Consider the following 24145-nt stretch of genomic DNA (forward strand, 5'->3'; position numbering starts at 1 on the left):
CTGGCAGGATGCAACCCGTGGCACATGGCATCCGGTACATCGCGGCCTGGCTCGCGTCGACGGCGGTCGCCGTGGCGCTGTCCTGGCTGGGCGTGCGCTCGGTGCTCGACGCGGGCGTGCAGCAACGCCCCCAGGTGGTGACCGGCCGCACCCTGGAGACCAGCAGCGCCACCACCACCGCGACCACCACCCGCCCCTCCAGCCCGCCACCGCCCTCCTCGGTCACGTCCGCGCCCAGCACCACCAGCAGCACCCCGTCCTCCTCCGCGGTCTCCTCCACCAACCCCTCGACGCCCGCACGGCTGGCGTCCACGGAGGGCAGCTGGTCGGAGGAGAACGGCAAGCAGGTCTACGTCCGCAGCTTCCAGCTCGACGGCGGCGAGGTCGCCGTCCGCTTCACCGCGGACTCCGTCCAGACCATCTCCGCCACCCCCCGCCAGGGTTTCGCGGTGTCGGTCCAGCAGCCGACGGGCACGTCGCTGGTGGTCGAGTTCCAGAGCTCGGCGGAGAAGTCGAAGCTCGAGGCGAACTGGCAGGACGGCCCCCGCTGGAAGATCACCGAGACCGGCTGACGGCCCGAGCGGCCGACCGGACGCGTTCGTGATGTGATCGCGGCATGGCGCACCCCGGTGAACCCCATCACGACGGCCTCGCGGGCAGGTTGAACTGGTTGCGGGCGGGGGTGCTGGGCGCGAACGACGGGATCGTGTCGACCGCCGGACTCGTCGTCGGGGTGGCCGGTGCGACGACGGACCGGACGGCGATCCTCGCGGCCGGGGTGGCGGGACTGGTCGCGGGGTCGCTGTCGATGGCGGGCGGGGAGTACGTGTCGGTGAGCACTCAGCGCGACACCGAGCAGGCGGCGCTGGCGCTGGAGCGGCAGGAACTGCGGGAGATGCCGGTCGAGGAGGAGCAGGAGCTCGCCGGGATCTACCAGGACAAGGGGCTGTCGGCGGAGCTGGCGGCGCAGGTGGCGCGGGAGCTGACGCGCGCGGACCCGTTGCGGGCGCACGCCGAGGCCGAGTTGGGCATCGATCCGGACGAACTGACCAGTCCGTGGCAGGCGGCGGGGGCGTCGTTGGTGTCGTTCGCGGTGGGGGCGCTGGTGCCGGTGGTGGCGATCACCGCGCCGCCGACTTCGTGGCGTGTGTGGACGTGCGTGGTGGCGGTGTTGGTGGGGTTGGTGGGGACTGGGGTGGTCAGTGCGTGGGTGGGGGGTGGAGGGGTTCGGAGGGCTGTGGTGAGGAATGTGGTGGTGGGGGCGGTGACGATGGTGGTGACTTATTACATCGGGGTGTTGTTTGGGGTGACTGTGGGGTGAGGGGGGGTGGCGCTGGTGAAGTTGGGTTGCGGCCGTCCCGCCCTGCGAGTTTGGCTTTCGGCCCTCTCACCCTCCGGGGAAGCCCGGCCCCCGGCGCGCGATTGTCTCAATGCTTGATCTTGCTTGTCAAGACGGTGAAGCTGTCTTGACAAGCAAGATCAAGCAGGAGGGCGCTGTGGATCGGGGGCAGAGGGGGAGTCTGGCTTCGCCAGCATCGGACTCCGTCCGACTCGGGCATCGGGCTCCGCCCGACACTGCATCCTCGGCTTCGCCGTCGGACGAGGCATCCTCGCTGCGCGTTGGACAAAGCATCCGCACTGCGCGTCGGACAGAGCATCCTTGCTTCGCGGCGGACAAGGCCCCAGGCGCTTCGCGCCGGATGCGCGCTGGCGGGCTGCGCCCATCGGGGTGGGGTGGCGTGGGTGAGGACGGCGTGTCGGTCGGGTGGGCGGTAGACCTGCGGTTCCAAGGCGATGTGGGCCTCGGCGGTGGCGAAGCGCAGGGCTACCAGGGAGTCTAGGTCGGTGGCGGTCGCTTGGCGCATGATCATGGGGGTGATGGTGCGCTACGGCTAGAGGGTGACGAGCAAGGTCGCGGTGTAGCCGGTGGTGGGGGTGCCGGTGACGGTGGCCAGTTGGGTGTCGTGGCCGTCGGCGAAGACCATGTCGGAGTCCAATGAGGTCGACGCGAGGTTGCGGATGCTGGCGGTGTAGCCGTCGGTGGCGTAGACGGTGTCGCAGACGTCCTTCGGGAAGGCGAGCTGGGTGGTCTTGACGGGGTCGCCCGCCCTGGTGGCCTCGGAGAGGGTCGGGTAGACCTCGAAGTGGGCGTGGGGCCAGCGGCCGGAGTAGGCGGCGGGGAAGACGGTGGTGAAGGTGACCTTGCCGTCCGCGTCGGCCTCCTGGACGCCGCGCAGGTAGTTCTGGTCGGTGACGCCCTTGGAGTACATCGAGTAGTTGCCGTCGCGGTCGCAGTGCCACAGGTACACGGCGGCGCCGGTGTAGGCCTTGCAGTCCTTCTGCACGGTGAGCGCGATGGTCAGCGGCACGCCCTGGGCGGTGCCCGAGGAGGCGCCGAAGCTGGAGCGGATGTCGGTGCGGACGATGCCGCTCTCGGTGAGGACGTTCGGGCCGTTGGTGCCGTCGCCGGGATAGGGGCCGGCGGTCTCGTCGGGGATCTCGGTGGCGCAGGCGGTCGCGGAGGCGGAGGCCGCGGCGGAAGTGGTGCCGGAGGTCGCGGTGGCGGCACCGGTGGAGCCACTGGCGCAGCCGACGAGGGTGGCGAGTCCGGCGCCGCCGAACAGGGCGAGGACGCGACGGCGGTTCAGGGTCGCCAGGTCGAAGGCGAGGCCCCGGTCGTGGTCAGGTGTGTGTCCGCTCATGACCTCCACTTTCGCCGCTTCACCCCGTTCGCGCGCTGTGTCCCGGCTGTACGTTTCCTGTGCAGGTCGACGGGTATCCGGCGACAACACGGCGGACCTGGGGGCATGGCGAGATGGCGGACCCGGACAGCAAGGCCGCGGAGGCGCACCACGACCTGGTGGCGCAGCCGCACGAGGAAGAGGCCGAGGGCCCGATCGCGGACGCCGAGGCGGCGGCAGCGGAGATGAGCAGCGACGAGCGGCCGCTGGGACGTCCCGGTCGGCCGCTCAACCGGAGGTCGCCGTTCTTCGTCGGCATGATCGGCGCGGCGGGCGTGGCGGTGACCTACGGGCTGTCGCAGCTCCTGCTGAGCACGCGGGACGTGCTGGTGATGATCGGGCTGGCGTTCTTCCTGGCCGTGGGGCTCGAACCCGCCGTGTCGTGGCTGGCGCAGCACCGGTGGCGGCGCGGGCTGGCGGTGTCGGCGGTGCTGCTCACCCTGGTCGGGATCCTGGTGGGGTTCCTGGTCATGGCGATCACGCCGCTGGTCGACCAGGCGACCCAGTTCGCCGCCCACGCGCCCGAGTACCTCAAGGACCTGACCTCGAAGGGGTCGGTGCTGACCGAGCTGAACACCCGCTTCGACCTGCAGAACAGGGTCCAGGAGCTGGTGACCAAGAACCAGGACACCCTGATGAACGGGATCCTGGGCGCGGGCGCGATGGTGTTCGGGGCGCTGACCAACACCGTCATCGTGCTGATCCTGACCGCGTACTTCCTGGGCAACCTCCCGGCGATCCGCCGCACGATCTACCGGTTCGTGCCGAGCACGCGCAGGCCGAGGGCGATCCTGATCGGCGACCAGATGTTCGCCAAGATCGGCGGCTACGTCCTGGGCAACGTGCTCATCTCGCTCATCGCGGGAGGCGTGACGTTCGTCTGGCTGATCGTCTTCGGCGTCCCCTACGCGCTGCTGCTCGCCATCGGCGTGATGATCCTGGACCTCATCCCGGCCGTCGGCGCCACGATCGCCGCGGTCGTCGTCAGCCTGATCGCACTGACGGTGTCACTCCCCGTAGGCATCGCGACCGCCGTCTTCTTCGTCGTGTACCAGACGGTCGAGAACTACTACCTCTCGCCGAAGGTGATGGGTCGGGTCGTGGAGATCCCGGACGTCGTCACGGTCGCGGCCGTCCTCATCGGCGGCACCCTCCTCGGCGTAATCGGAGCAATCGTCGCAATTCCGCTGGCAGCGGCGGTGCTGCTGCTACTCAGAGAGGTTTTGTTCCCCAGATTGGACCGCGCCTGACCGTCCGGCTCGCGAAAACGACCACTCGTCGGATCCAGGAGTGAATCGGACGAGAACGGGGTAACCCGGCTCGCACCCTCGCCGATATGGGTGTCACAGGACCAGGAGGTGCCACTTGTTGGAGCAGACGGTTACCCACCGCGTTCGTCACGGCCATCACAGCGCGTGGCTGCTTCCCGCCGTCCTGTTCGCCCTCACCGGAGTGGTGAACATCGGCATCGCGATCACCTCGTCGACGGTGTGGCCCGCGGTCCTCGCCGCGACGCTGCTGATCGCCGCGGCCGCGTGCGTGCGCGGCGCCATCGCCGAACAGGGGTAGGACGACTGGCAGACTCGCGCCCGTGAAGCAGATCCTCGTCATCGGCATCGGAGCGGGCGACCCCGACTACGTGACCATCCAGGCGGTCAAGGCCCTCAACCGCGTCGACGTGTTCTTCGTCCTGGACAAGGGCGAGGTCAAGCAGGACCTGGTGGACGTCCGCCAGGAGATCCTGGACCGGCACGTCGACCGGGCCTACCGCGTGGTCGAGGCGCGCGACCCGGAACGGGACCGGAGCACGCCCGCGTACGCCGAGGCCGTGCACGACTGGCGCAGGCGGCGCGCGGACGTGTGCGAGGAGCTGATCCGCGCCGAACTGGCCGACGGCCAGACCGGCGCGTTCCTCGTGTGGGGCGACCCGGCCCTCTACGACAGCACGCTGGCCATCGTCGAGGACATCCTGGCGCGCGGCGGCGTGGAGTTCGACTACGAGGTCATCCCCGGCATCACCAGCGTCCAGGCGCTGGTCGCGAAGCACCGGACCAGCCTGAACCGGGTGGGCCGCCCCGTGCAGGTCACGACCGGGCGCAGGCTCGCCGAGGGCTTCCCCGACGGGGTGGACGACGTCGTGGTGATGCTGGACGCGCACAACTCGTTCACCGGCGTGGCCGACCAGGACGTCGACATCTACTGGGGCGCCTACGTCGGCACGCCGGACGAGCTGCTCGTCTCCGGCCCCGTCCACGAGGTCGCCGAGCGGATCGTGGCCACCCGCGCGGAGGCTCGGGAGCGCAAGGGCTGGATCATGGACACCTACCTGCTGAGGCGCCGTCGTTAGGACCACGCGCACCGGTGGACCTGCCGGAACACCCGTTCGCTGCGCCGTTCGGCCGAACGGGTGTCGGTTCCACCTGCCGGGAGCTTGTCAACACGGGGTGGGATTTCCCACGAGCCCTGGACGGACTAGAGCCATAACGACGAATTCACACTATCGTCACAAGACCGGGTCACCCCCGGCGCAGCACCCAGGCGCACCACGATCCGCCATCCGGCCGCGTGCGCATGCACCACGCAGTGCCTCCCGCACAACGGCGTGCGGTCACCACCTGTAGATCAGCCGGCTTCCACCCGGCGCTTTGCGGTACCCGCTCAGGCCGTGCCCCCGTCACCTCGTCGTGCTGGGGCCCGGCCACCGACGTGTGCCCGAACGACATGTGTGCCCCTTTGTCAGCACTAGCCATGGGAGGGCCGCAGGCTGTGACCCACCACAAGCAGCAACAGAGCTCCGCTCGGGGTCTGTACGACCCGCAGTTCGAGCACGACGCGTGCGGTGTCGCGTTCGTCGCCGACCTGGCCGGACGCCGCAACCACGACATCGTGTCCAAGGCACTGGTCGCGTTGCGCAACCTCGAGCACCGGGGTGCTCGGGGAGCGGAACCGGAGACCGGTGACGGCGCGGGCATCCTCATCCAGGTACCGGACGCGTTCTACCGGGCCGTCGTCGACTTCGAGCTCCCGGAAGCGGGTGGGTACGCCGTGGGGACGGCGTTCCTGCCCGTGGACCCCGGCGAGCGCGCCGAGGTCGTCGACGCGGTCGGCCGGATCGCGGCCGAGGAGGACGCCGAGGTGCTCGGGTGGCGCGACCTGCCGGTCGACACCGAGCACGTCGGTCCGACCGCGGCGACCACGATGCCGCACTTCGCCCAGGTGTTCGTCGCACCGCGCAACCCGGCCGTCGAGGGGCTGGCGTTGGAGCGGTTGGCGTTCGTCGTGCGCAAGCGCGCCGAGCACGCGGCGGACGTGTACTTCCCGTCGCTGTCCGCGCGGACGATCGTCTACAAGGGCATGCTGACCGAGCCCCAGGTGGAGAGGTTCTTCCCGGACCTCACCGACGAGCGGGTGACCAGCTCCATCGGGCTCGTGCACTCCCGGTTCTCCACGAACACGTTCCCGTCGTGGCCGCTGGCGCACCCGTACCGGTACGTGGCGCACAACGGCGAGATCAACACGTTGCGCGGCAACCGGAACTGGATGGACGCCCGCGAGTCGACGCTGGCCTCCTACGTGATCGACGGCGACCTGTCCCGGATCTTCCCGGTCATCACGCGCGGCGCCAGCGACTCGGCGACGTTCGACGAGGTGCTGGAGATGCTGCACCTGGGCGGCCGGTCGCTGCCGCACGCGGTGCTGATGATGATCCCGGAGGCGTGGGAGAACCACACCGAGATGGACGCCGCGCGGCGCGCGTTCTACGAGTTCCACGCCACGCTCATGGAGCCGTGGGACGGGCCCGCGCTGGTGTCGTTCACCGACGGCACGGTCATCGGCGCGGTGCTGGACCGCAACGGCCTGCGCCCGGCCCGGTACTGGGTCACCGAGGACGGGCTGGTGGTCCTGGGCAGCGAGGCCGGTGTGCTGGAGTTCGACCCGGCCACGATCGTCCGGAAGGGACGGTTGGAGCCGGGCCGGATGTTCCTGGTCGACACCGCCGCCGGTCGGATCATCGACGACGACGAGATCAAGGGCGAGCTGGCCGCCGCGCACCCGTACGCCGAGTGGGTCGCCGAGGGTCTCGTGGCGCTCGACGACCTGCCGCTGCGGGAGCGCGAGTGGCCGTCGCACGCGTCGCTGGTGCGCAGGCAGCAGGCGTTCGGCTACACCGAGGAGGAGCTGAACGTCCTGCTCCGGCCGATGGCCGTCTCGGGTGCCGAGCCGATCGGGTCGATGGGCAACGACGCCCCGTTCGCTCCCCTGTCGGACCGGCCGCGGCAGCTGTTCGACTACTTCACGCAGCTGTTCGCGCAGGTGACGAACCCGCCGTTGGACTCGATCCGCGAGGAGCTCATCACCTCGTTGCAGACCACGGTGGGGTCGGAGCCGAACCTGCTGTTCGCCGACGGCGACTCGTGCAGGCGGATCACGCTGCCGTTCCCGGTGCTGGACAACGACGAGCTGGCCAAGATCACCCACGTCAACGACGACGGGGAGTTCCCTGAGTTCCAGGCCGTCACGGTCCGCGGCACCTACGACGTGCGGGGTGGTGGCGCGGCGCTGGTGGCCAGGCTCGACCAGATCCGCTCCGAGGTGTCGGAGGCCATCGAGGACGGCGCGCGGGTGATCGTGCTGTCCGACCGCGGTGTGACCGCGACGAAGGCGCCGATCCCGTCGCTGCTGCTCACCGGGGCGGTGCACCACCACCTGGTGCGCGAGAAGACCCGCACCCAGGTCGGGCTCATCGTGGAGTCCGGCGACGCCCGCGAGGTGCACCACATCGCCCTGCTGGTCGGGTACGGCGCCAAGGCCGTGAACCCGTACCTGGCGATGGCGACGGTGGAGGACCTGAGCGCGCGCGGCGTGCTGGGCGACATCTCGCCGCACCAGGCGGCCCGGAACCTGATCAAGGGGCTGGGCAAGGGCGTCCGCAAGACGATGTCGAAGATGGGCGTGTCCACCGTCGCGTCCTACACCGGCGCGCAGATCTTCGAGGCCATCGGCCTCGGGGAGGGCGTGGTCGAGAACTGCTTCACCGGCACCACGTCCCGGCTCGGCGGCGTCGACTTCGACGTGCTCGCCGAGGAGGTGGCGAAGCGGCACCGCAAGGCGTTCCCGGCCGACGGGGTGCACGCGAGCCACCGCGAGCTGGAGGTGGGCGGCGACTACCAGTGGCGCCGCGAGGGCGAGGCGCACCTGTTCAACCCCACCACCGTGTTCAAGCTCCAGCACTCCACGCGGTCGGGGCGCTACGACATCTTCAAGGAGTACACGCGCGCGGTCGACGAGCAGTCCGAGCGGCTGCTCACGCTGCGCGGCCTGTTCGAGTTCAAGGAGGGCGTGCGGCCCGCGGTGCCGATCGAGGAGGTCGAGCCGGTCTCCGAGATCGTCAGGCGGTTCGCCACCGGCGCCATCTCCTACGGGTCGATCTCCAAGGAGATGCACGAGGTCCTGGCGATCGCGATGAACCGGCTGGGCGCGAAGTCCAACACCGGTGAGGGTGGCGAGGACAGCGACCGCTACACCCGCGACGCCAACGGCGACCTGCGCCGGTCGGCCATCAAGCAGGTGGCGTCCGGGCGGTTCGGCGTGACCAGCGAGTACCTGGTGAACGCGGACGACATCCAGATCAAGATGGCGCAGGGCGCGAAGCCCGGCGAGGGCGGTCAGCTGCCCGGTACGAAGGTGTACCCGTGGATCGCCAAGACCCGGCACTCCACGCCGGGTGTCGGGCTCATCTCGCCGCCGCCGCACCACGACATCTACTCGATCGAGGACCTCGCCCAGCTGATCCACGACCTGAAGAACGCCAACCCGGCCGCCCGCGTGCACGTGAAGCTGGTGTCCGAGGTCGGTGTCGGGACGGTCGCGGCGGGCGTGTCCAAGGCGCACGCCGACGTGGTGCTCATCTCCGGGCACGACGGCGGCACCGGCGCCTCTCCCCTGTCCTCGCTCAAGCACGCGGGCGGACCGTGGGAGCTGGGGCTGGCCGAGACGCAGCAGACGTTGCTGGCCAACAGGTTGCGCGACCGGATCGTGGTGCAGACCGACGGCCAGCTCAAGACCGGCCGCGACGTCGTCATCGCCGCGCTGCTCGGCGCGGAGGAGTTCGGCTTCGCGACCGCGCCGCTGGTGGTGTCGGGCTGCGTGATGATGCGCGTCTGCCACCTCGACACGTGCCCGGTGGGGGTGGCGACGCAGAACCCGGTGCTGCGCGCCAAGTTCACCGGTCAGGCCGAGCACGTGGTGAACTTCTTCCAGTTCATCGCGCAGGAGGTCAGGGAGCTGTTGGCGCGACTGGGTTTCCGGTCGTTGCTGGAGGCCGTCGGGCACGCAGAGCTGCTGGACAAGCGCAAGGCCGTGGACCACTGGAAGGCCGCGGGTCTCGACCTGTCGCCGATCTTCCACGTGCCCGAGCTGCCGCCGCGCGCGGCCAGGCACCAGACCACCACGCAGGACCACGGTCTGGAGAAGGCGCTCGACAACACTCTCATCCAGCTCGCCGAGGGCGCCCTGTCCTCCGGTGACCGGGTGCGGCTGGAGCTGCCCGTGCGCAACGTGAACCGCACGGTCGGCACCATGCTCGGCTCCGAGCTGACCAAGCGCTGGGGCGGTGAGGGGCTGCCGGACGACACCATCGACATCACCTTCACCGGCACGGCGGGCCAGTCGTTCGGCGCGTTCCTGCCCAGGGGCATCACGCTGCGGCTGGTCGGCGACGCCAACGACTACGTCGGCAAGGGCCTGTCGGGCGGCCGGATCACGGTCCGCCCGGTGGCCGAGGCGCAGTTCGCGGCGGAGCAGAACATCATCGCGGGCAACGTGATCGGCTACGGCGCGACGTCGGGCGAGATCTTCCTGCGCGGTCGGGTCGGCGAGCGCTTCTGCGTCCGCAACTCCGGTGCGCTGGCCGTCGTCGAGGGGGTGGGCGACCACGGCTGCGAGTACATGACCGGTGGTCGGGTCGTGGTGCTCGGGCAGACCGGCCGCAACTTCGCGGCGGGCATGTCCGGCGGCATCGCCTACGTGCTGGACCTGCTGCCGCAGCGGGTGAACGGTGAGATGGTCGACCTCGACCGGCTCACCGACGACGAGCGCGGGTTCCTGCGCGAGGTCGTCGAACGCCACTACGCGGAGACGGAGTCCGCGGTGGCGCGGGGTCTGCTGGCGGACTGGGACGTGGCCGCCGAGCGGTTCACGAAGGTCATGCCGAAGGACTTCAAGCGGGTGCTGGCGGCGCAGGAGCGGGCCGAGCGCGAGGGCCGCGACGTCAACGAGGCGATCATGGAGGCCGCTCATGGCTGACCCGAGGGGTTTTCTCACCACCCGGCGCGAGGTGCCGACCACCCGGCCGGTGTTCCTGCGCCTGAAGGACTGGCGCGAGGTCTACGAGGAGTTCGAGGGGCAGCGGCTGGAGAAGCAGGCCGGGCGCTGCATGGACTGCGGCATCCCGTTCTGCCACCAGGGCTGCCCGCTGGGCAACCTCATCCCCGAGTGGAACACCCTGGTGTGGCGGGAGGACTGGCGGCAGGCCGCCGAGCGCCTGCACGCCACCAACAACTTCCCGGAGTTCACCGGGACGTTGTGCCCCGCCCCGTGCGAGACCGCGTGCGTCGTCGGCATCAACGGCGATCCGGTGACCATCAAGCGGGTCGAGATCTCGATCATCGACCGCGCGTGGGACGAGGGCTGGGTGACCCCGCAGGTCCCCGAGGTCCGCACCGGCAAGAAGGTCGCCGTCGTCGGCTCCGGGCCCGCGGGCCTGGCCGCCGCGCAGCAGCTGACGCGCGCCGGTCACGACGTCGTGGTGCTGGAGCGCGCCGACGCGATCGGCGGGCTGCTGCGGTACGGCATCCCGGAGTTCAAGATGGAGAAGTGGCGGCTCGACCGGCGGCTCGACCAGATGCGGGCCGAGGGCACCGAGTTCCGCGTCTCGGTCAACGTCGGCGTGGACGTCACCGTCGAGGAGCTGCGCGAGTCCTACGACGCAGTCGTGCTCGCGGGCGGCGCCACGGCGTGGCGCGACCTGCCGATCCCCGGCCGCTCGCTGTCCGGGGTGCACCAGGCCATGGAGTACCTGCCGCCCGCGAACCGGGTGGCACGGGGCGACCTCGAGCAGTCGCCCATCCACGCGGGCGGGAAGCACGTCGTCGTGATCGGGGGCGGTGACACCGGCGCGGACTGCGTCGGCACCGCGCACCGGCAGGGCGCGGCCTCGGTGACCCAACTCGAGATCATGCCCCGCCCTCCGGAGGTGCGCTCTGCCACCAACCCGTGGCCCACCTACTCGATGATCTACCGCGTGTCCTCGGCCCACGAAGAGGGTGGGGAGCGCGTCTACGCGGTGTCCACGGTGGAGTTCCGGGGAGACGAAAACGGTGCTGTGCAGTCGTTGCAGCTCGTCGAGGTCGCCTTCGAGGGTGGGAAGTTCGTGCCGGTGGAGGGGACTGAGCGGGTGATCCCGGCTCAGCTGGTGACCCTGGCGATGGGGTTCCTCGGGCCCGAGAGGGCTGGGTTGATCGAGGAGCTGGGGGTGGAGCTGGATGGTCGGGGGAATGTGGCGCGGGATCGGTCGTTCGCCACGTCGGTGGACGGGGTGTTCGTGGCGGGGGACATGGGGAGGGGGCAGTCGTTGATCGTGTGGGCGATTGCGGAGGGGAGGTCGGCGGCGGCGGGGGTGGATGCTTATTTGACCGGTAGGGATTTGTTGCCTCGGCCGATCGGGCCGGGTGATCGGCCGATGGTGTGATGTTGGGCTGACGGGTGTTGGGCTGACGGGTGTTGGGCTGGGGCCCTCGGGGACGGTGTTGTCCTCGGGGGCCCTTGGGTTTGAGGGGGTTTGGGTTTGGGGGGTTTGGGTTTGGGGGGTTTGGGTTTGGGGGGTTTGGGTTTCTGGGGGCCCGGAATTGTCGGACCCCCTGAGTACCTTGTGTATTGGGGGGTCTTCTGGGTTGGGGGACCCTTGGTTTGGGGTTTTCGTGAGGGGTTCACCCCGGTCGCCGAGTGTTCTATGACCACCGCCGCTTGTCAAGACGATAGCGCTGTCTTGACAAGCGGCGGTGGTCATAGAGATGGCTTCTCGTCGGGGTGCGTGGGGGACGAGTGGTTGAGAGGGCATCAGGCTCCGCCTGACAGGGCATCGGCTTCGCCGACCGGGCATCCTCGCTGCGCGTCGGACAAGGCCCCTGGCGCTCCGCGCCGGTTGGGGGTGGCGGGCTGCGCCCCGCTGGGGATCCTCGCTACGCGTCGGACAGGACCCCAGGCGCTCCGCGCCGGATGGGGGTGGCGGGCTTCGCCCATCAGGGAATCCTCGCTGCGCGCCTGGTACAGGCATCGGCTGCGCCGATAAGGCCCTGGGCGCTGCGCGCCGGATGCGCGTTGGCGGGCTTCGCCCATCTGCGGAGCCTTGGCTTCGCCGTCGGACACTGCGTCCTCGCCGCGCGTCGGATGGAGAAGGCGGGCGCTCCGCGCCGGATGCGAGGTGGCGGATGGGCCAGGTCGCATCCGGTGCGGTGGGTGGCGGGTGGTGGGCATTTGTCGGGTTAGGCGCTTGTCGTGTCGTGTGGAGGGTCGTCAAGTAGTAGCTGGTGTTTCCGAAGATCAAGTAGCCGTGTGCCGAATTTGGCGCGCCGAAAATGTCGGACCCCCTGAGTACCTTGTGCATCGGGGGGTCTTCACGGTCAGGGGACCTCCGATTGGTGTGCCCTGGTGGTTAGCAGCCGATGGCGGAGTTGGCGATTACCACGTCGTCGTACCAGAGGGTGTCGGAGCCTTCGCCGTAGCTTTCCCAGCCGAGGCGCAGGTCGACTGGGGTGGGGTGCCAGTTGGTGCGGGAGAGCCATTGTTGGTCGATGTCGGGGGTGGGGGTGCCGTCGACTTTCAGGCCGGTGATCTCGTGGGAGTCGAGCCAGGTGCGGAGGGTACCGGTGCGGTCGATTTCGAATTCGACGCAGTTCCACTGGTTGAGCGGGAGCGGGACGCTTTGCGCCACGCCTGCCGGGCTTTGGGCGGGGAGGGTGGCGTCGTCGGATTCGCGGTTCCACTGGAGGGCTTGGTTTTGGCCGCCGAAGCGGAGGTCGCGGTTGTTGTCGGAGGTGTCCTTCAACGCCGCGGTGGTGATGTGGCTGGTGGGTAGTGCGGTGGTGTGGCGGAGGTAGTAGCGGACGCGGACCGGGCCGGAGATGGACACGGCGGTGCCGAAGAAGATGTGGTTGCAGTAGCCGGCTTTGCCGTCGACGCGGATGGAGCGGGTGCCGCCGTGGGCGACGGCGGTGTCGACGGAGACGGTTCCGGCGCCCGTGCAGTTGGCCGCGCCGACGGTCCACAGGCCCGAGGGGGTCGTGCCGGTCTGGTTTTCGAAGTTGTCGCAGACGGCGCCGGTCGGGCACGTGCCCGGAACCGGGGGTGTGGTGGTCGTCGTCGTCGTGGTGGTGGTTGTCGTCGTGGTGGTCGTGGGCGGTTGGCCGTTGCAGGAGACGCCGTTGAACGCGTAGTCGACCGGGGCGTCGTTGGTGCCCTGGAAGGTCGCCTGGAAACCGAACTGGGTGCTGGCGCCGGTGCCCAGGGTGCCGTTGTGGGCGGCGTTCTTCGCCGTGACGACCTTGCCGGACTGGGTGACGGTCGCGTTCCACGCGGAGGTCACCACCTGGCTGCCGGTGTAGGTCCAGGTGAGCGTCCACGCGGTGACCGGCGCGCCGCCGTTGGTGACGGTGACGTTCGCGGTGAACCCGCCCTGCCACTGGTTCGGTTGGTAGACGACGGCGCAGGCGGGTGCGGCCGAGGCGGAGGAGTGGCCGCCGACCACGACCAGTGCCACGACGGACAGACCGGACATGACGGCGGCGAGCACGCGCAGCAGGGTTCGCACGGTTACTCCTCACGTTTCTGGGAACGCTCCCAGACACTGACCGTAACGAGTTCGTCATCTGTGCGGAAGAGACCGAGCGCACCAACTACGAGGCGACGACCGCCAGCGCGCCGGGGCGGCAGTCGACCGAGAGGGGTAGTTCGGCGATGCGCTCGCCGTCGGCGTAGCCGACCCAGCCGTTGTCGCCGCCGAGGCGGACGGACCGGGCGCGCAGGGTGCGGACGGCCAGGTGTTCGACGTGGCCGCCGGTGCGCAGGGTGGGCAGCATCCGGACCAGGGCGGTGCGGCTGACCTCGGTGACGACGGTGAGGTCGAACAGACCGTCGGTCGGGTCGGCGTCGGGGCAGACGGGGATGCCGCCGCCGTAGCAGGGGGTGTTGCCGATCGCGACCAGCGTCGCGTCCAGCTCCTCGACGCCGTGCTCGGTCTCCACGACCAGCGGCGCCGCCCGCAGCGCGGCCAGCTCGGCCAGGATCGCCAGGTCGTACCGGCGGGGTCCGGCGGGCCAGCGCATCGCGTTCGCGCGTTCGTTCACGGCCGAGTCGAACCCGGCGCACAGCACGGTCGCGAACCAGGTGCCGGTCGAGACCCGGCCGAGGTCGAACCGCTTGCGGGCGCCCGAACGCAGGTTCGCCACCACGTCGTCCACGGTCGCCGTGCCGAGCACGGCCGCGAAGTCGTTGCCGGTGCCCGCGGGGACCACGGCCAGCGCGGTCGGGGTCTCCGCGCACGCCTGGACGCCGAGGTGCGCGCCGCCGTCGCCACCCAGGACGACGAGCACGTCCACGCCGTCGGCCACGGCCTTGCGGGCCAGTCGGGCGGTGTCCCCGGCGCTGTAGCCGACGTGCAGGTCGAGCCGGTCCACGGCCTCCCGCAGGCCCGCCGCGACCGTGCCCGCGATCCGCGCCGCCCTGCCCTTACCCGAGGCCGGGCACACCAGCAGGGCCGCGTGGGTCATCGGTCGTTTCCCCGTTCGGTCAGCCGTTCCGCCGTCGCGAGCATACCCACGTGGGCGTGCCCGGAACCCCTGCGGAAGAACGACCGCGGGCCGCGCCGGTGGAGCTCGGCACGGCCCGCGGTCAGGACTTCGGGTCAGGTCGCGTCGTCGTAGTCCGGGCGCTTCCGCGGGGTCGCGGGCGCCTCGACGGGCTCCTCCTCGATCGAGGAGGGCGTGTAGTCGAACGGCGCGGGCTCGTTGTCGTCGAGCTCCGCCAGCCCTTCGGCGGCGAGCCGCTTGGCCGCCCGGCGGTCGTGCACGCGGGCCATCTGGATCGCGAGCTCGAACAGCAGCGTCAACGCCACGGCGAGGAAGACCATCGAGATCGGGTCGGTACCCGGCGTGGCGATGGCGGCGAAGACGAACAGGGCGAAGATGATGCCGCGGCGCCACTTGTTCAGCTTCTCGTAGCTCACCACGCCGACCTGGTTGAGCATGACCACGACCAGCGGCAGCTCGAAGCTGACGCCGAAGATGAGCAGCAGCGCCAGGACGAAGTTGATGTACGCGCCACCGGACAGCGCGGTCAGGAACTTCTCGTCGCCGAAGCCGACCAGGACGTTCAGGCCCTGGGGCACGACGTAGAAGGCCAGCACCGCGCCGCAGATGAACAGCACGGACGCCGCGAACACGAAGACCAGCGCGAACTTGCGCTCCTTCGAGTACAGGCCGGGCGCGATGAACCGCCACACCTGGTTCAGCCACAGCGGCGACGTCAGGGCCATGCCCGCCGCCGCGCCGACCTTCAGGCGGATCATGAAGCCCTCGAACGGCTCCGTCTGCAGCAGCTGGCAGGCGACGTCGCCCTGGTGCAGCCGGTTGTCCAGCGGGATGCCGCAGTACGGGGCGATGACGACGTCACCGAGGCTGGGCAGGCCGAAGAGCCGCCACTGCCACCAGAAGAAGCCGAAGATCGCGCCGATGGCGATGAACAGCAGACCCCACGCGAGCCTGCTGCGCAGGTCGTAGAGGTGGTCCTTGAGGGACATCGTGCCATCGGGGTTCGCCCGACGGCTGGTCTTGTTCCTGCGGTCCCGGAGCTGACCCAGCCACCGGACGGGACTTGCGCCCACCGTGCGGTCCGTCCTTCAGCTCAGTTGTTGGGGTTCTTCTGGTCCACGGGCTGCTGCTGCACGACCGGCTGCGGCTGCGCGACGGGCGGCTGCACGACCTGGGGCTGTGCGGGCGGCAGCTGCTGGGGCGGGGCCTGCTGGACCGGCGGCTGCGGCGCGTACTGCTGCGGGGGCGCCTGGTGCTGCGTCTGGTCGTCGTCCTCGCGCAGGCCCTTGGTCTCCGCCTTGAGGATCTTCGCCGACTTGCCGAGCGAACGCGCCATGTCCGGCAGCTTCTTCGCACCGAACAGCAGGATGATCACCACGGCGATGATGATCAGCTCTGTAGCTCCGAGGTTACCCACGGTGGTCCTCCTGTCTCCCCCGGTCCGTCGATCGCACGCGGGGCTGATCCGAACGCCGTTCCGCGAAGGCAACGCCGAGCGCGGCCGTCCGCGCCTTCAGCAAACCCACGCCGTTGCCCACATTGTCACCCACCAGGGTGCTGGCCCCTGTGAAGCGGCGCAACGACCGGGTCACTCGGATCGCTATCACCACCAGGGCGACCACTCCGATGACCACGAGCACCAGGCTGGGCAAGTACGGCACCCCCTCACCGTACTGGTCTCAGGTGGACGGCAGGTGTTCCGCCCGCCGCAACGCGGCGGTGGACTGCCTGATGACCTCGTCGGCGAGCTCCGCCGGGTGCTCCACGCGCACGTCCCCGCCGAGGCCCAGGGCCAGCCTGACCATCCACGACAGGTCCGCGTAGCGCATCATCACGCGCGCCCGGCCCGCGCCGAGCTCGATCACGTCGTCGACCGGGTAGTACTCGGCGATCCAGCGCGCGTCCGGCTCCAGCACGAGCACGGCCATCCGCTGCGACGGGTCGGGCCGGAACAACCCCTCCGAAGTGTCGGTGAGCTGGGCGTGCGGCGGCGGGGCCGCGCCCTCCTCCAGCACCTCGACCTCGTCGATCCGGTCGAGCCGGAACAACCGGACGCCGTCGGCTCCCCGGCACCAGGCCTCGAGGTAGCTGTGACCCTCCACGAGGAGCATCCGCATCGGGTCGACGACCCGGTCGGTGATCTCGTCCCGTGACGGGGTGTAGTAGCGCAGCCGCAGCGCCCGACCGCGCCGGACGCCGTCCTGGAGCGCGTCGCGGACCTTCGCGGTCTCCGGTGCCTCGCGCAGCGCCAGCCCGACCGCCACGCCCGCGGGCTGGGCCTGCCCCACGGCCGCCTCGATCTTCGCCACGGCCCGCTGGACCGCCTCGGCGTCCAGCATGCCCGGCGTGTCGCTCAGCGCGCGCAGCGCCACCAGCAGCGACGTGGCCTCGGCGGCGGTCAGCCGCAGCGGCCTGCTCATGCCCGCGTCGAAGCCCACGGTGACCGTGTCGCCCTCGAACGACAGGTCGATCAGGTCGCCGGGGCCGTAGCCGGGCAGCCCGCACATCCAGAGCAGCTCCAGGTCCTTGCGCAGCTGCTTCTCGGGCACGTCGAAGTCCGCCGCCACCTCGCGCAGCGGGATGCCCGGTCTGGCCAGCAGGTACGGCACCAGGGCGAGCAGCCGGGGCACCCGTTCCGAGGACGCGCTCACCGACCCACCTCCGCACCGCGCTGGGTGCTCAGCGCGCCCAGCAGCCGTTCCCGCACCGACTTCGCCAGCACCTCGGGCTCCAGCACCAGCACGTCCGGGCCGAAGCCCGCGATCCACTTGGCCGCCGAGTCCGGGAAGCGCAGCTCGATCTCCACCAGGTCGCCCGGCTCGCCCTCGACCACCTGCTCGCCGACGAGCCGCGCGCGCCTGCGCAGCCCGTGCGCCCGGCCCTTGGCCACCCACAGCCTGGTGGGCGCGCTGGGCGGGGCGTCGCGCTGGCTGGTCGCGACGAAGCTCAGCAGGTCCACGTCCTCCGGCCGCTGCACGACTCCGGGCTTGCCGACCGTGCGCACCTCCCCGACCACGCGGGACAGCCGGAAGCAGCGGGCGGCGCCGCGGTCGCGGTCGTGGCCGACCAGGTACCAGCGGCCGCGCCAGGCGACCACGCCCCACGGCTCGATGGTGCGGGTGGCCACGTCGGTCGCGACCGGGCGCCGGTAGTCGAACTCGACGACCTGACCGGCCTGCACCGCCGCCAGCAGCGACGGGAACGCCGGCTCGCTGGTGCGCACCTTCGGCTCCACGGCCGCGTGCACGTCCTGGTCCACGTCCACGCCCGCCGCGCGCAGCTTGATCAGCGCCCCGTGCGCGGCACCGGTGAACTGCGGCGAGTCCCACAGCCGGGCGGCCAGCGCGACCGCGGCGGCCTCGTCGGGCTCCAGGTCGATGTCGCCCAGCTCGTAGTCGCGGCGCGCGATCCGGTACCCGTCCGTCGTCTCGAACGACTGGGTCTTGCCGACCTCCAGCGGCACGCCGAGGTCCCGCAGCTCGGTCTTGTCCCGTTCGAACATGCGGAAGAACGCCTCGTCGCTGAGCGCGTCGGCGTAGCCGGGGACGATGCCGCGGATGCGCTCGGCGCTCAGGAACTGGCGGGTCGACAGCAGGCACAACACCAGGTTGACGAGCCGTTCGGCGCGGGTGGTGGACACCGTCCAACCCTAACCCCGTCGGACGACCGGACGTCCTGCCTCCCCGGCACGAGCACCGCCGAACGGACCGTTCACGGCGTCGGAAGCGGCTCAGCCCTTCAGCACGCCGACCCGCCCCTTGGCGCCCGAGGCCCAGCAGACCCGCAGCGGCGTGCAGTCCACGGTGTCGAAGCCGCCCGTGTCGAAGGACCGCCAGTGCCTGCCGCCGTCGGTGCTCAGGTCGCTGCCGGTGGGTCCGACGGCGATGACCGAGCCGCCGCGCCACGCCGCTCCCGACCGGTAGCCGAGGGGCGCCTGAGGCGGCACCTTCCAGCTCCGGCCGCCGTCGGCCGTCAACGCGAGCGCGGGCACCGGCTCCGCGGGCCGCGCGTAGTCGCCGCCGATCGCGAGCCCCTGCCACGGCGTCCGGAACGCCACCGCGAACACGCCCGCGGACGGCAGGCTCAGCAGCGGGGTGTCGGTGGCCTGCCAGTGCCTGCCGCCGTCGCCGGAGTGCAGCACGCGGGCCGTCGCGCCGCCGCCGGTGGCGAACCAGGCGTCGAACGGGCCCGCGGTGGCCACGCACTGGCCGCTGGCGGCGAACCCGGCCTCGCCCGCCAGCGCCGGCGGGAAGTTCTCCTCCGGCACGAGCGACCAGCTGCGGCCGCCGTCGTGGGTGGACAGGATCCGGAACCTCCCGTCGACCGGGTCGCCCATGGCCAGGCCCCGGAAGCGGTCGAAGAAGGCCACGCAGTCGTAGAACGCGGCCTCCTCGGTGTTGCGGAAGGCCAGGTCCCAGGTCCGGCCGCCGTCGGAGGTCCGGTAGATCCGGGAGGAGTCGCCGGGGCCGATGGACAGCACCACGGCGTGCAGCGCGTCGAACGCCTCGACGTCGCGGAACTCCAGGGTCGCGGTGTCCGGCGGGGCGACCGGGGCCCAGGTGGCGCCGCCGTCGACCGTCCGCAGCACGGTGCCCTTGCTGCCGCTGACCCACGCGACTCGGCCGTCCACGGCCGACAGCCCGCGCAGCTGGGCGTCCACGCCGGTCGGCCGCACGACCCACGAGGGCCCTCCGGAGGCCGACGCCACCCCCGGTACCAGCAACGACAGCAGCACCGCGACCACAACGCCCAACGCCCGCATGTCCGCCCCTCTCGGTTGGCGATCATGCTGCCCCACCCGACGGCAGGAGGGGACCCCTACCGAAGTAGGGATCCCCTCCGCGTCTCGACAGGTACTACAGCGAGGCGATGAGCCGTTCGACGCGCTCGTCGACCGCGCGGAACGGGTCCTTGCACAGCACGGTGCGCTGCGCCTGGTCGTTCAGCTTCAGGTGCACCCAGTCGACCGTGAAGTCACGGCCCGCGGCCTGCGCGGCGGCGATGAAGTCGCCGCGCAGCTTCGCCCGCGTGGTCTGCGGCGGGGTGTCCTTGGCGGCCTCGATCTCGCCGTCATCGGTGACCCGCTCCACCTGGCCCTTGCGCTGCAGGAGGTCGAAGATCCCCCGGCCGCGCCGGATGTCGTGGTAGGCGAGGTCGATCTGGGCGATGCGCGGGTTGGACAGGTCCATGTCGTGCTTGGTCTGGTAGCGCTGCATCAGCCGGTGCTTGATGGCCCAGTCGATCTCGCGGTCGATCTTGGACAGGTCCTCGGCCTCGATCGCGTCGAGCGTGCGGCCCCACAGCTCGAGCACGCGCTCGGCCATCGGGTCCGGGGAGCGCTTGGCGACGTGCTCGACGGCCCGCTCGTAGTACTCGCGCTGGATGTCCAGCGCCGAGGCCTCCTTGCCGCCCGCGAGCCGGACGGTGCGCCGGCCGGTGAGGTCGTGGCTGATCTCGCGGATGGCCCTTATCGGGTTGTCCAGGGAGAAGTCCCGGAACTGCACCCCCTGCTCGATCATCTCCAGCACGAGGTTCGCGCTGCCCACCTTGAGCAGGGTCGTGACCTCGGACATGTTGGAGTCGCCGACGATGACGTGGAGCCTGCGGTAGCGCTCGGCGTCGGCGTGCGGCTCGTCGCGGGTGTTGATGATCGGCCGGGAGCGGGTCGTCGCGCTGGAGACGCCCTCCCAGATGTGCTCGGCCCGCTGCGAGAGGCAGAACACGGCTCCGCGGGGAGTCTGGAGGACCTTCCCCGCTCCGCAGATGAGCTGCCGGGTCACCAGGAACGGCAGCAGGACGTCCGCGATGCGGGAGAACTCCCCCGCGCGGGCGACCAGGTAGTTCTCGTGGCAGCCGTAGGAGTTGCCCGCCGAGTCGGTGTTGTTCTTGAACAGGAAGATGTCCCCGCCGATGCCCTCGTCGGCGAGCCTGCGTTCGGCGTCGACGAGCAGGTCTTCGAGGATCCGCTCCCCCGCCTTGTCGTGGGTGACGAGCTGGGCCAGGTCGTCGCACTCGGCCGTCGCGTACTCCGGGTGGGAGCCCACGTCGAGGTACAGCCGGGAGCCGTTGCGCAGGAACACGTTCGAGGAACGCCCCCACGACACGACCCGGCGGAACAGATACCGCGCGACCTCATCCGGGGACAACCTGCGCTGCCCGTGGAAGGTGCAGGTCACCCCGAACTCAGTCTCAATGCCGAAGATCCGCCGCTGCATCCCTCAACAGTAGGCGCAAAACCCCCCGCGATCAGTGATCCAAACGGGCGGCGTGCCCGATTCGGGCTAACGTCGTCGTGTGTTGAGACGAGTGCGCAAGTCGGGTATGCGGGTCGGGCAGATCGACCAGAAGCTGGTTCGGAAGAGTGCGAACCTGCCTCTGACCTCGGCGGACGCGGTGCTGATGAGGCTGACGAAGACGGCGAACCACGGTGTGCTGTGGTTCGCGATCGCCGGTCTGCTGGCCACGCGGAAAGGAATAACGCGCAAGGCCGCGCTGCGCGGCGTGGTGGCCATCGCGGGCGCCAGCTTCAGCGCGAACGCGGTCGGCAAGACCCTGTTCCCGCGCCGCAGGCCGGCCGCCGACCTGGTGCCGATGGCCCGCAGGCTGACCAAGCGGCCCACCTCCTCGTCGTTCCCGTCGGGGCACGCGGCCTCGGCGGCGGCGTTCACCACCGCCATCGCGATGGACTCGCCGAAGGTCGCGGTCGCGATCGCCCCGATCGCGGCGGCCGTGGCGTACTCGCGCGTCCACACGGGGGTGCACTGGCCGTCCGACGTGGCCGCCGGTGCCGCGATCGGCGTCGGCGCGGGCCTGCTGACCCGCCGCTGGTGGCCGCTCGGCCGCGAGGAGGCCGCGACCGCCTACGAGCACACGACGCTGGAACCGCTGGCCGAGGGCGAGGGCCTCGTGGTGGTCGTCAACCCCGGCTCGGGGCCCACCACGACCGACCCGACCGAGCAGATCCAGCAGGCGTGGCCGAAGGCCACCGTCATCGCGATCGACGGCCTCGACACCGTCGTCGAGGACCACCACCCGCTCGCACTGGGCGTCGCGGGCGGCGACGGGTCCGTCGCCGCGGTGGCCGCCGTGGCCGCCGAGCACGACCTGCCGCTGGTGCTCGTGCCCGCGGGCACGCTCAACCACTTCGCCCGCGACATCGGCGTCGAGGGTCTGGCCGACGCGGAGACCGCGGTCGCGGCGGGCGACGGCGTGCGGGTCGACCTGTCGGCCGTGGAGGTCGACGGCGGTGACCGGATCTGGTTCGTCAACACCGCGAGCCTCGGCGGCTACCCGGACATGGTGCGGGTGCGCGAGAAGCTGGAGAAGCGCTGGGGCAAGTGGCCCGCGGCGGGCATGGCGATGGCCAAGGTGCTGCGGACGTCGCAGCCGCTGGACATGGAGCTCAACGGCGAGCCGCACCGCGTGTGGATGCTGTTCGTCGGCAACGGCCCGTACCTGCCCAAGGGCTTCGCCCCGACCACCCGCCCGAAGCTCGACACCGGGCTGATGGACGTGCGGTTCATCCGCGCGGACACCCGGTACTCGCGGATCCGGTTCCTCATCGGCGCCCTGCTGGGCTCGCTGCACCGCAGCCGCACCTACCGCCACATGGAGACCAGGACGCTGGACGTCCGCGTGTTCGGCTCCGACGTGGCCATCGCGACCGACGGCGAGGTCGGCCCCACCGGCGACCGCTTCCGGTTCCGCTCGCACCCCGCGGCCCTGGCGATCTACCGCCCCTGAGGACCCGCACCCGACTTCACGCCCGGAGGCCGCGCCGCGACATCGGCGCGGCCTCCCCTTTCGGAAGTCGGCGACAAGGCGGCGCGGGGCCGCGGGTCAGATGGGGTCCTCGGTGCCGCGCACGTGGTTGTGCACGGTCGGGGGGATCCGCAGCCGCTCGTCGAGGAACAGCTCCCGCAGTTCGGCGGCCGACTCGTCCGGGGTCAGCGTCAGCGTCGCCAGCCGGTCGAACAGGGCCGTCAGATCGTCGGTGATCTCCTCGTCCGGCCCCGGCATCGCGCCCCAGCCGTCCCACGGCAGCACCTCGGTGCCCAGCAGGGCCGCCGCGTCGCGGACGAGGTTGCCCGCGATCCACCACATCCCGGTCTCGCCGATCACGGCCAGGCCGAACCCGTCCGGGTCCGCCGTGCCCGCCCGGCAGCGCAGCCAGGCGTCGCCCGCGACCAGGAAGCGGTCGCGCGGCACGTCCAGCGGGTCGAAGTCGATCGGGAACATCCCGCGCTGCACGTCGTCGATCTGGCCGTCGACCAGGACCCAGCGGTCCTGCTCGGCGTCGTGGTACTCGGCGACCCAGTGGTCCTCGAACGTGCCGCCGCCGAAGTACCCGCCGAACCCGCAGCGCGCCCTGGCGGGCACCCCTCGAGCCCGCAGAGCGGTCACCAGCAGGACGGTGAAGTGCCTGCAGTTGCCCGCGACCCGGTCCCGCGGCTCCCTGGCCTCGGTGAGGGGCCGGTCGTCGCGCGAGGCGATCCGGTCCAGCAGGTCTTCGACCCGCCGCAGGTGCACCGGGGCGCGGTCGGCGGCGGACAGCTCCACGCCGTAGTTCGGCGCGATGTGCTCGTGGATCAGCAGCCCGTGCCCCGCGGACACCAGGCCCGCGAGGTCGTCGGGCAGCTGCTCCAGCAGCGCCGAGTGCCTGCCGGCGGACGTCATCGGCCCCGGAGTCGTGTACCCGCTCACGTCCGCGCCTCCCGCGCCCGCCGCACGTAGTCCACCAGGTCAGGGCCGTCGCCCGGCGCGGGCCAGCCGAGCTGCCGGTTCAGGCTCTCCTTGGACCCCTCGTAGGCCGCGTCGGTCGCCGCCACGATCGCCGTGTCACCGCCGTGGAAGGCGGTGCCGATCTCGTCCCACCTCTTCGTCATCTCCTGCACGCGCGGATCGTCCACCGGCACGTCCTGGGCCTGCAACCCCATCAACCGCCGGGCCAGGCCGAACCACTCGACCTTCATGGCCTCGATCGCCGCCGGGCCCAGCTCCGTCCTCTTCCGGGCCATGAGGTCCTGCTGGGCGGGGGTGTAGTGGTCGTCCATCCTCGAGATCGCCTCCAGGGTCGCCGTGAACCTCTCCGGACCGGGCATGCCCTCGTCCAGGCTCGCCAGCAGGCCGGCGACCTGCTCGCGCAGCCTGGACACGCGCACCGCCTGCTCGTCCAGGTGGGCCAACTGGCCTTCCAGGACCGCCCGCAGCGCGGACACGTCGTCGACGTCACGGGCGAGCACGGTGGCGATCTCCTCCAGCGACAGCCCGAGCCCGCGCAACGCGCGCACCCGGTACAGCCGCCGCAGGTCGGCCTCCGCGTACCTGCGGTGCCCCGCGGCCGTCCGCTCGCTGGCCGTGACCAGCCCGATGTCGTCGTAGTGGTGCAGCGCGCGCACGGTGAGGCCGGTCGCGCGGGCCAGCTCCCCCACGCTCCACCGCTGCTCAGGGCCTTGCCGTCCGGTCATGGAGGCGACGCTACGACCTCACGCGACGTGAGGGTCAAGTTTCCCGGACGGGTGGTCGCGTCCGCTATTGTCG

Annotated in this window: 20 protein-coding genes; 8 read left to right on the top strand and 12 right to left on the bottom strand. The window is 71.0% G+C overall.

The genetic code is table 11. From position 1 onward, the window contains the following. The first annotated feature begins 17 nt into the window (after positions 1-17). Complete coding sequence (locus CLV43_RS29745; RefSeq protein WP_106191114.1) at positions 18-572, top strand: hypothetical protein; 555 nt, start codon at positions 18-20, stop codon at positions 570-572. A 44-nt stretch (positions 573-616) separates the two neighbouring features. Beyond that, complete coding sequence (locus CLV43_RS29750) at positions 617-1321, top strand: VIT1/CCC1 transporter family protein (protein ID WP_106191116.1); 705 nt, start codon at positions 617-619, stop codon at positions 1319-1321. Between the two features lie 571 nt (positions 1322-1892). Here the strand turns inward: CLV43_RS29750 and CLV43_RS29755 are convergent. Continuing rightward, the gene (locus CLV43_RS29755; protein ID WP_106191117.1) at positions 1893-2702 is read right to left on the bottom strand and encodes a dioxygenase family protein; all 810 of its coding nucleotides are present in this window, start codon (positions 2700-2702) and stop codon (positions 1893-1895) included. Between the two features lie 113 nt (positions 2703-2815). On the opposite strand from CLV43_RS29755, the gene CLV43_RS29760 reads away from it, so the two are divergent. The 5 genes from CLV43_RS29760 to CLV43_RS29775 all read left to right on the top strand — a co-directional run bounded on the left by CLV43_RS29760 (position 2816) and on the right by CLV43_RS29775 (position 11490). After that, positions 2816-3991 carry an AI-2E family transporter gene (locus CLV43_RS29760; RefSeq protein WP_106191119.1) on the top strand — a complete coding sequence of 392 codons (1176 nt, stop codon included), beginning with the start codon at positions 2816-2818 and terminating at the stop codon, positions 3989-3991. A gap of 118 nt (positions 3992-4109) precedes the next feature. Then, positions 4110-4310 (top strand): hypothetical protein, encoded by a 201-nt coding sequence (locus tag CLV43_RS47250; RefSeq protein ID WP_146174957.1) that lies wholly within the window; start codon positions 4110-4112, stop codon positions 4308-4310. Between the two features lie 22 nt (positions 4311-4332). Next, on the top strand, positions 4333-5088 hold the full coding sequence (gene cobF / locus CLV43_RS29765) for a precorrin-6A synthase (deacetylating) (protein ID WP_106191121.1): 756 nt from the start codon (positions 4333-4335) through the stop codon (positions 5086-5088). A gap of 419 nt (positions 5089-5507) precedes the next feature. Further along, a complete protein-coding gene (gene gltB / locus CLV43_RS29770) occupies positions 5508-10046 on the top strand; it encodes a glutamate synthase large subunit (protein WP_245887082.1) in 4539 nt (1512 codons plus the stop codon). Next, positions 10039-11490 (top strand): glutamate synthase subunit beta, encoded by a 1452-nt coding sequence (locus CLV43_RS29775; RefSeq protein ID WP_106191125.1) that lies wholly within the window; start codon positions 10039-10041, stop codon positions 11488-11490. The genes gltB and CLV43_RS29775 overlap by 8 nt, the downstream gene beginning before the upstream one ends. Before the next feature lie 963 nt (positions 11491-12453). Here CLV43_RS29775 and CLV43_RS29780 read toward each other — a convergent pair. The 9 genes from CLV43_RS29780 to pafA all read right to left on the bottom strand — a co-directional run bounded on the left by CLV43_RS29780 (position 12454) and on the right by pafA (position 20820). Further along, positions 12454-13608, bottom strand: a complete 1155-nt coding sequence (locus CLV43_RS29780) for a cellulose-binding domain-containing protein (RefSeq protein WP_245887083.1) — start codon at positions 13606-13608, stop codon at positions 12454-12456. Between the two features lie 85 nt (positions 13609-13693). Beyond that, complete coding sequence (locus CLV43_RS29785) at positions 13694-14566, bottom strand: diacylglycerol/lipid kinase family protein (RefSeq protein WP_106191126.1); 873 nt, start codon at positions 14564-14566, stop codon at positions 13694-13696. Positions 14567-14700: 134 nt separating this feature from the next. Continuing rightward, positions 14701-15594, bottom strand: coding sequence for a twin-arginine translocase subunit TatC (gene tatC, locus CLV43_RS29790; protein ID WP_106191128.1), 894 nt, complete (start codon positions 15592-15594; stop codon positions 14701-14703). 104 nt (positions 15595-15698) lie between these two features. Further along, positions 15699-16022, bottom strand: a complete 324-nt coding sequence (gene tatA / locus CLV43_RS29795; protein WP_106191130.1) for a Sec-independent protein translocase subunit TatA — start codon at positions 16020-16022, stop codon at positions 15699-15701. Continuing rightward, positions 16015-16266, bottom strand: coding sequence for a bacteriophage holin (locus CLV43_RS29800; protein ID WP_106191132.1), 252 nt, complete (start codon positions 16264-16266; stop codon positions 16015-16017). The genes tatA and CLV43_RS29800 overlap by 8 nt, the downstream gene beginning before the upstream one ends. 18 nt (positions 16267-16284) lie before the next feature. After that, positions 16285-17256 (bottom strand): helix-turn-helix transcriptional regulator, encoded by a 972-nt coding sequence (locus tag CLV43_RS29805; protein WP_106191133.1) that lies wholly within the window; start codon positions 17254-17256, stop codon positions 16285-16287. Then, the gene (locus tag CLV43_RS29810; RefSeq protein WP_106191135.1) at positions 17253-18245 is read right to left on the bottom strand and encodes a helix-turn-helix transcriptional regulator; all 993 of its coding nucleotides are present in this window, start codon (positions 18243-18245) and stop codon (positions 17253-17255) included. Before CLV43_RS29810 ends, CLV43_RS29805 begins: the two co-directional genes overlap by 4 nt. 90 nt (positions 18246-18335) lie before the next feature. After that, positions 18336-19367 carry a WD40/YVTN/BNR-like repeat-containing protein gene (locus tag CLV43_RS29815; protein ID WP_106191137.1) on the bottom strand — a complete coding sequence of 344 codons (1032 nt, stop codon included), beginning with the start codon at positions 19365-19367 and terminating at the stop codon, positions 18336-18338. Between the two features lie 94 nt (positions 19368-19461). Then, a complete protein-coding gene (pafA, locus tag CLV43_RS29820) occupies positions 19462-20820 on the bottom strand; it encodes a Pup--protein ligase (protein WP_106191139.1) in 1359 nt (452 codons plus the stop codon). Positions 20821-20899: 79 nt separating this feature from the next. Between pafA and CLV43_RS29825 the strand changes: the two genes are divergently transcribed. Next, positions 20900-22348 carry a bifunctional phosphatase PAP2/diacylglycerol kinase family protein gene (locus tag CLV43_RS29825; RefSeq protein ID WP_170156067.1) on the top strand — a complete coding sequence of 483 codons (1449 nt, stop codon included), beginning with the start codon at positions 20900-20902 and terminating at the stop codon, positions 22346-22348. A gap of 96 nt (positions 22349-22444) precedes the next feature. On the opposite strand, the gene CLV43_RS29830 is transcribed toward CLV43_RS29825, so the two are convergent. Both CLV43_RS29830 and CLV43_RS29835 read right to left on the bottom strand, forming a co-directional pair. Further along, complete coding sequence (locus CLV43_RS29830) at positions 22445-23308, bottom strand: transglutaminase domain-containing protein (protein WP_211304612.1); 864 nt, start codon at positions 23306-23308, stop codon at positions 22445-22447. Further along, positions 23305-24072 carry a MerR family transcriptional regulator gene (locus CLV43_RS29835; RefSeq protein ID WP_106191145.1) on the bottom strand — a complete coding sequence of 256 codons (768 nt, stop codon included), beginning with the start codon at positions 24070-24072 and terminating at the stop codon, positions 23305-23307. Before CLV43_RS29835 ends, CLV43_RS29830 begins: the two co-directional genes overlap by 4 nt. Positions 24073-24145: the final 73 nt, after the last annotated feature.

Origin of the sequence: Umezawaea tangerina (assembly GCF_003002815.1) — a bacterium.
Classification (GTDB): Bacteria; Actinomycetota; Actinomycetes; order Mycobacteriales; family Pseudonocardiaceae; genus Umezawaea; species Umezawaea tangerina.

Coding starts and splice junctions, on each gene's coding strand:
- CLV43_RS29785 (WP_106191126.1), bottom strand. CDS start 14,566: ATGACCCACGCGGCCCTGCTGGTGTGCCCGGCCTCGGGTAAGGGCAGG.
- pafA (WP_106191139.1), bottom strand. CDS start 20,820: ATGCAGCGGCGGATCTTCGGCATTGAGACTGAGTTCGGGGTGACCTGC.
- CLV43_RS29835 (WP_106191145.1), bottom strand. CDS start 24,072: ATGACCGGACGGCAAGGCCCTGAGCAGCGGTGGAGCGTGGGGGAGCTG.
- CLV43_RS29815 (WP_106191137.1), bottom strand. CDS start 19,367: ATGCGGGCGTTGGGCGTTGTGGTCGCGGTGCTGCTGTCGTTGCTGGTA.
- CLV43_RS29755 (WP_106191117.1), bottom strand. CDS start 2,702: ATGAGCGGACACACACCTGACCACGACCGGGGCCTCGCCTTCGACCTG.
- tatC (WP_106191128.1), bottom strand. CDS start 15,594: ATGTCCCTCAAGGACCACCTCTACGACCTGCGCAGCAGGCTCGCGTGG.
- CLV43_RS29750 (WP_106191116.1), top strand. CDS start 617: ATGGCGCACCCCGGTGAACCCCATCACGACGGCCTCGCGGGCAGGTTG.
- CLV43_RS29760 (WP_106191119.1), top strand. CDS start 2,816: ATGGCGGACCCGGACAGCAAGGCCGCGGAGGCGCACCACGACCTGGTG.
- CLV43_RS29775 (WP_106191125.1), top strand. CDS start 10,039: ATGGCTGACCCGAGGGGTTTTCTCACCACCCGGCGCGAGGTGCCGACC.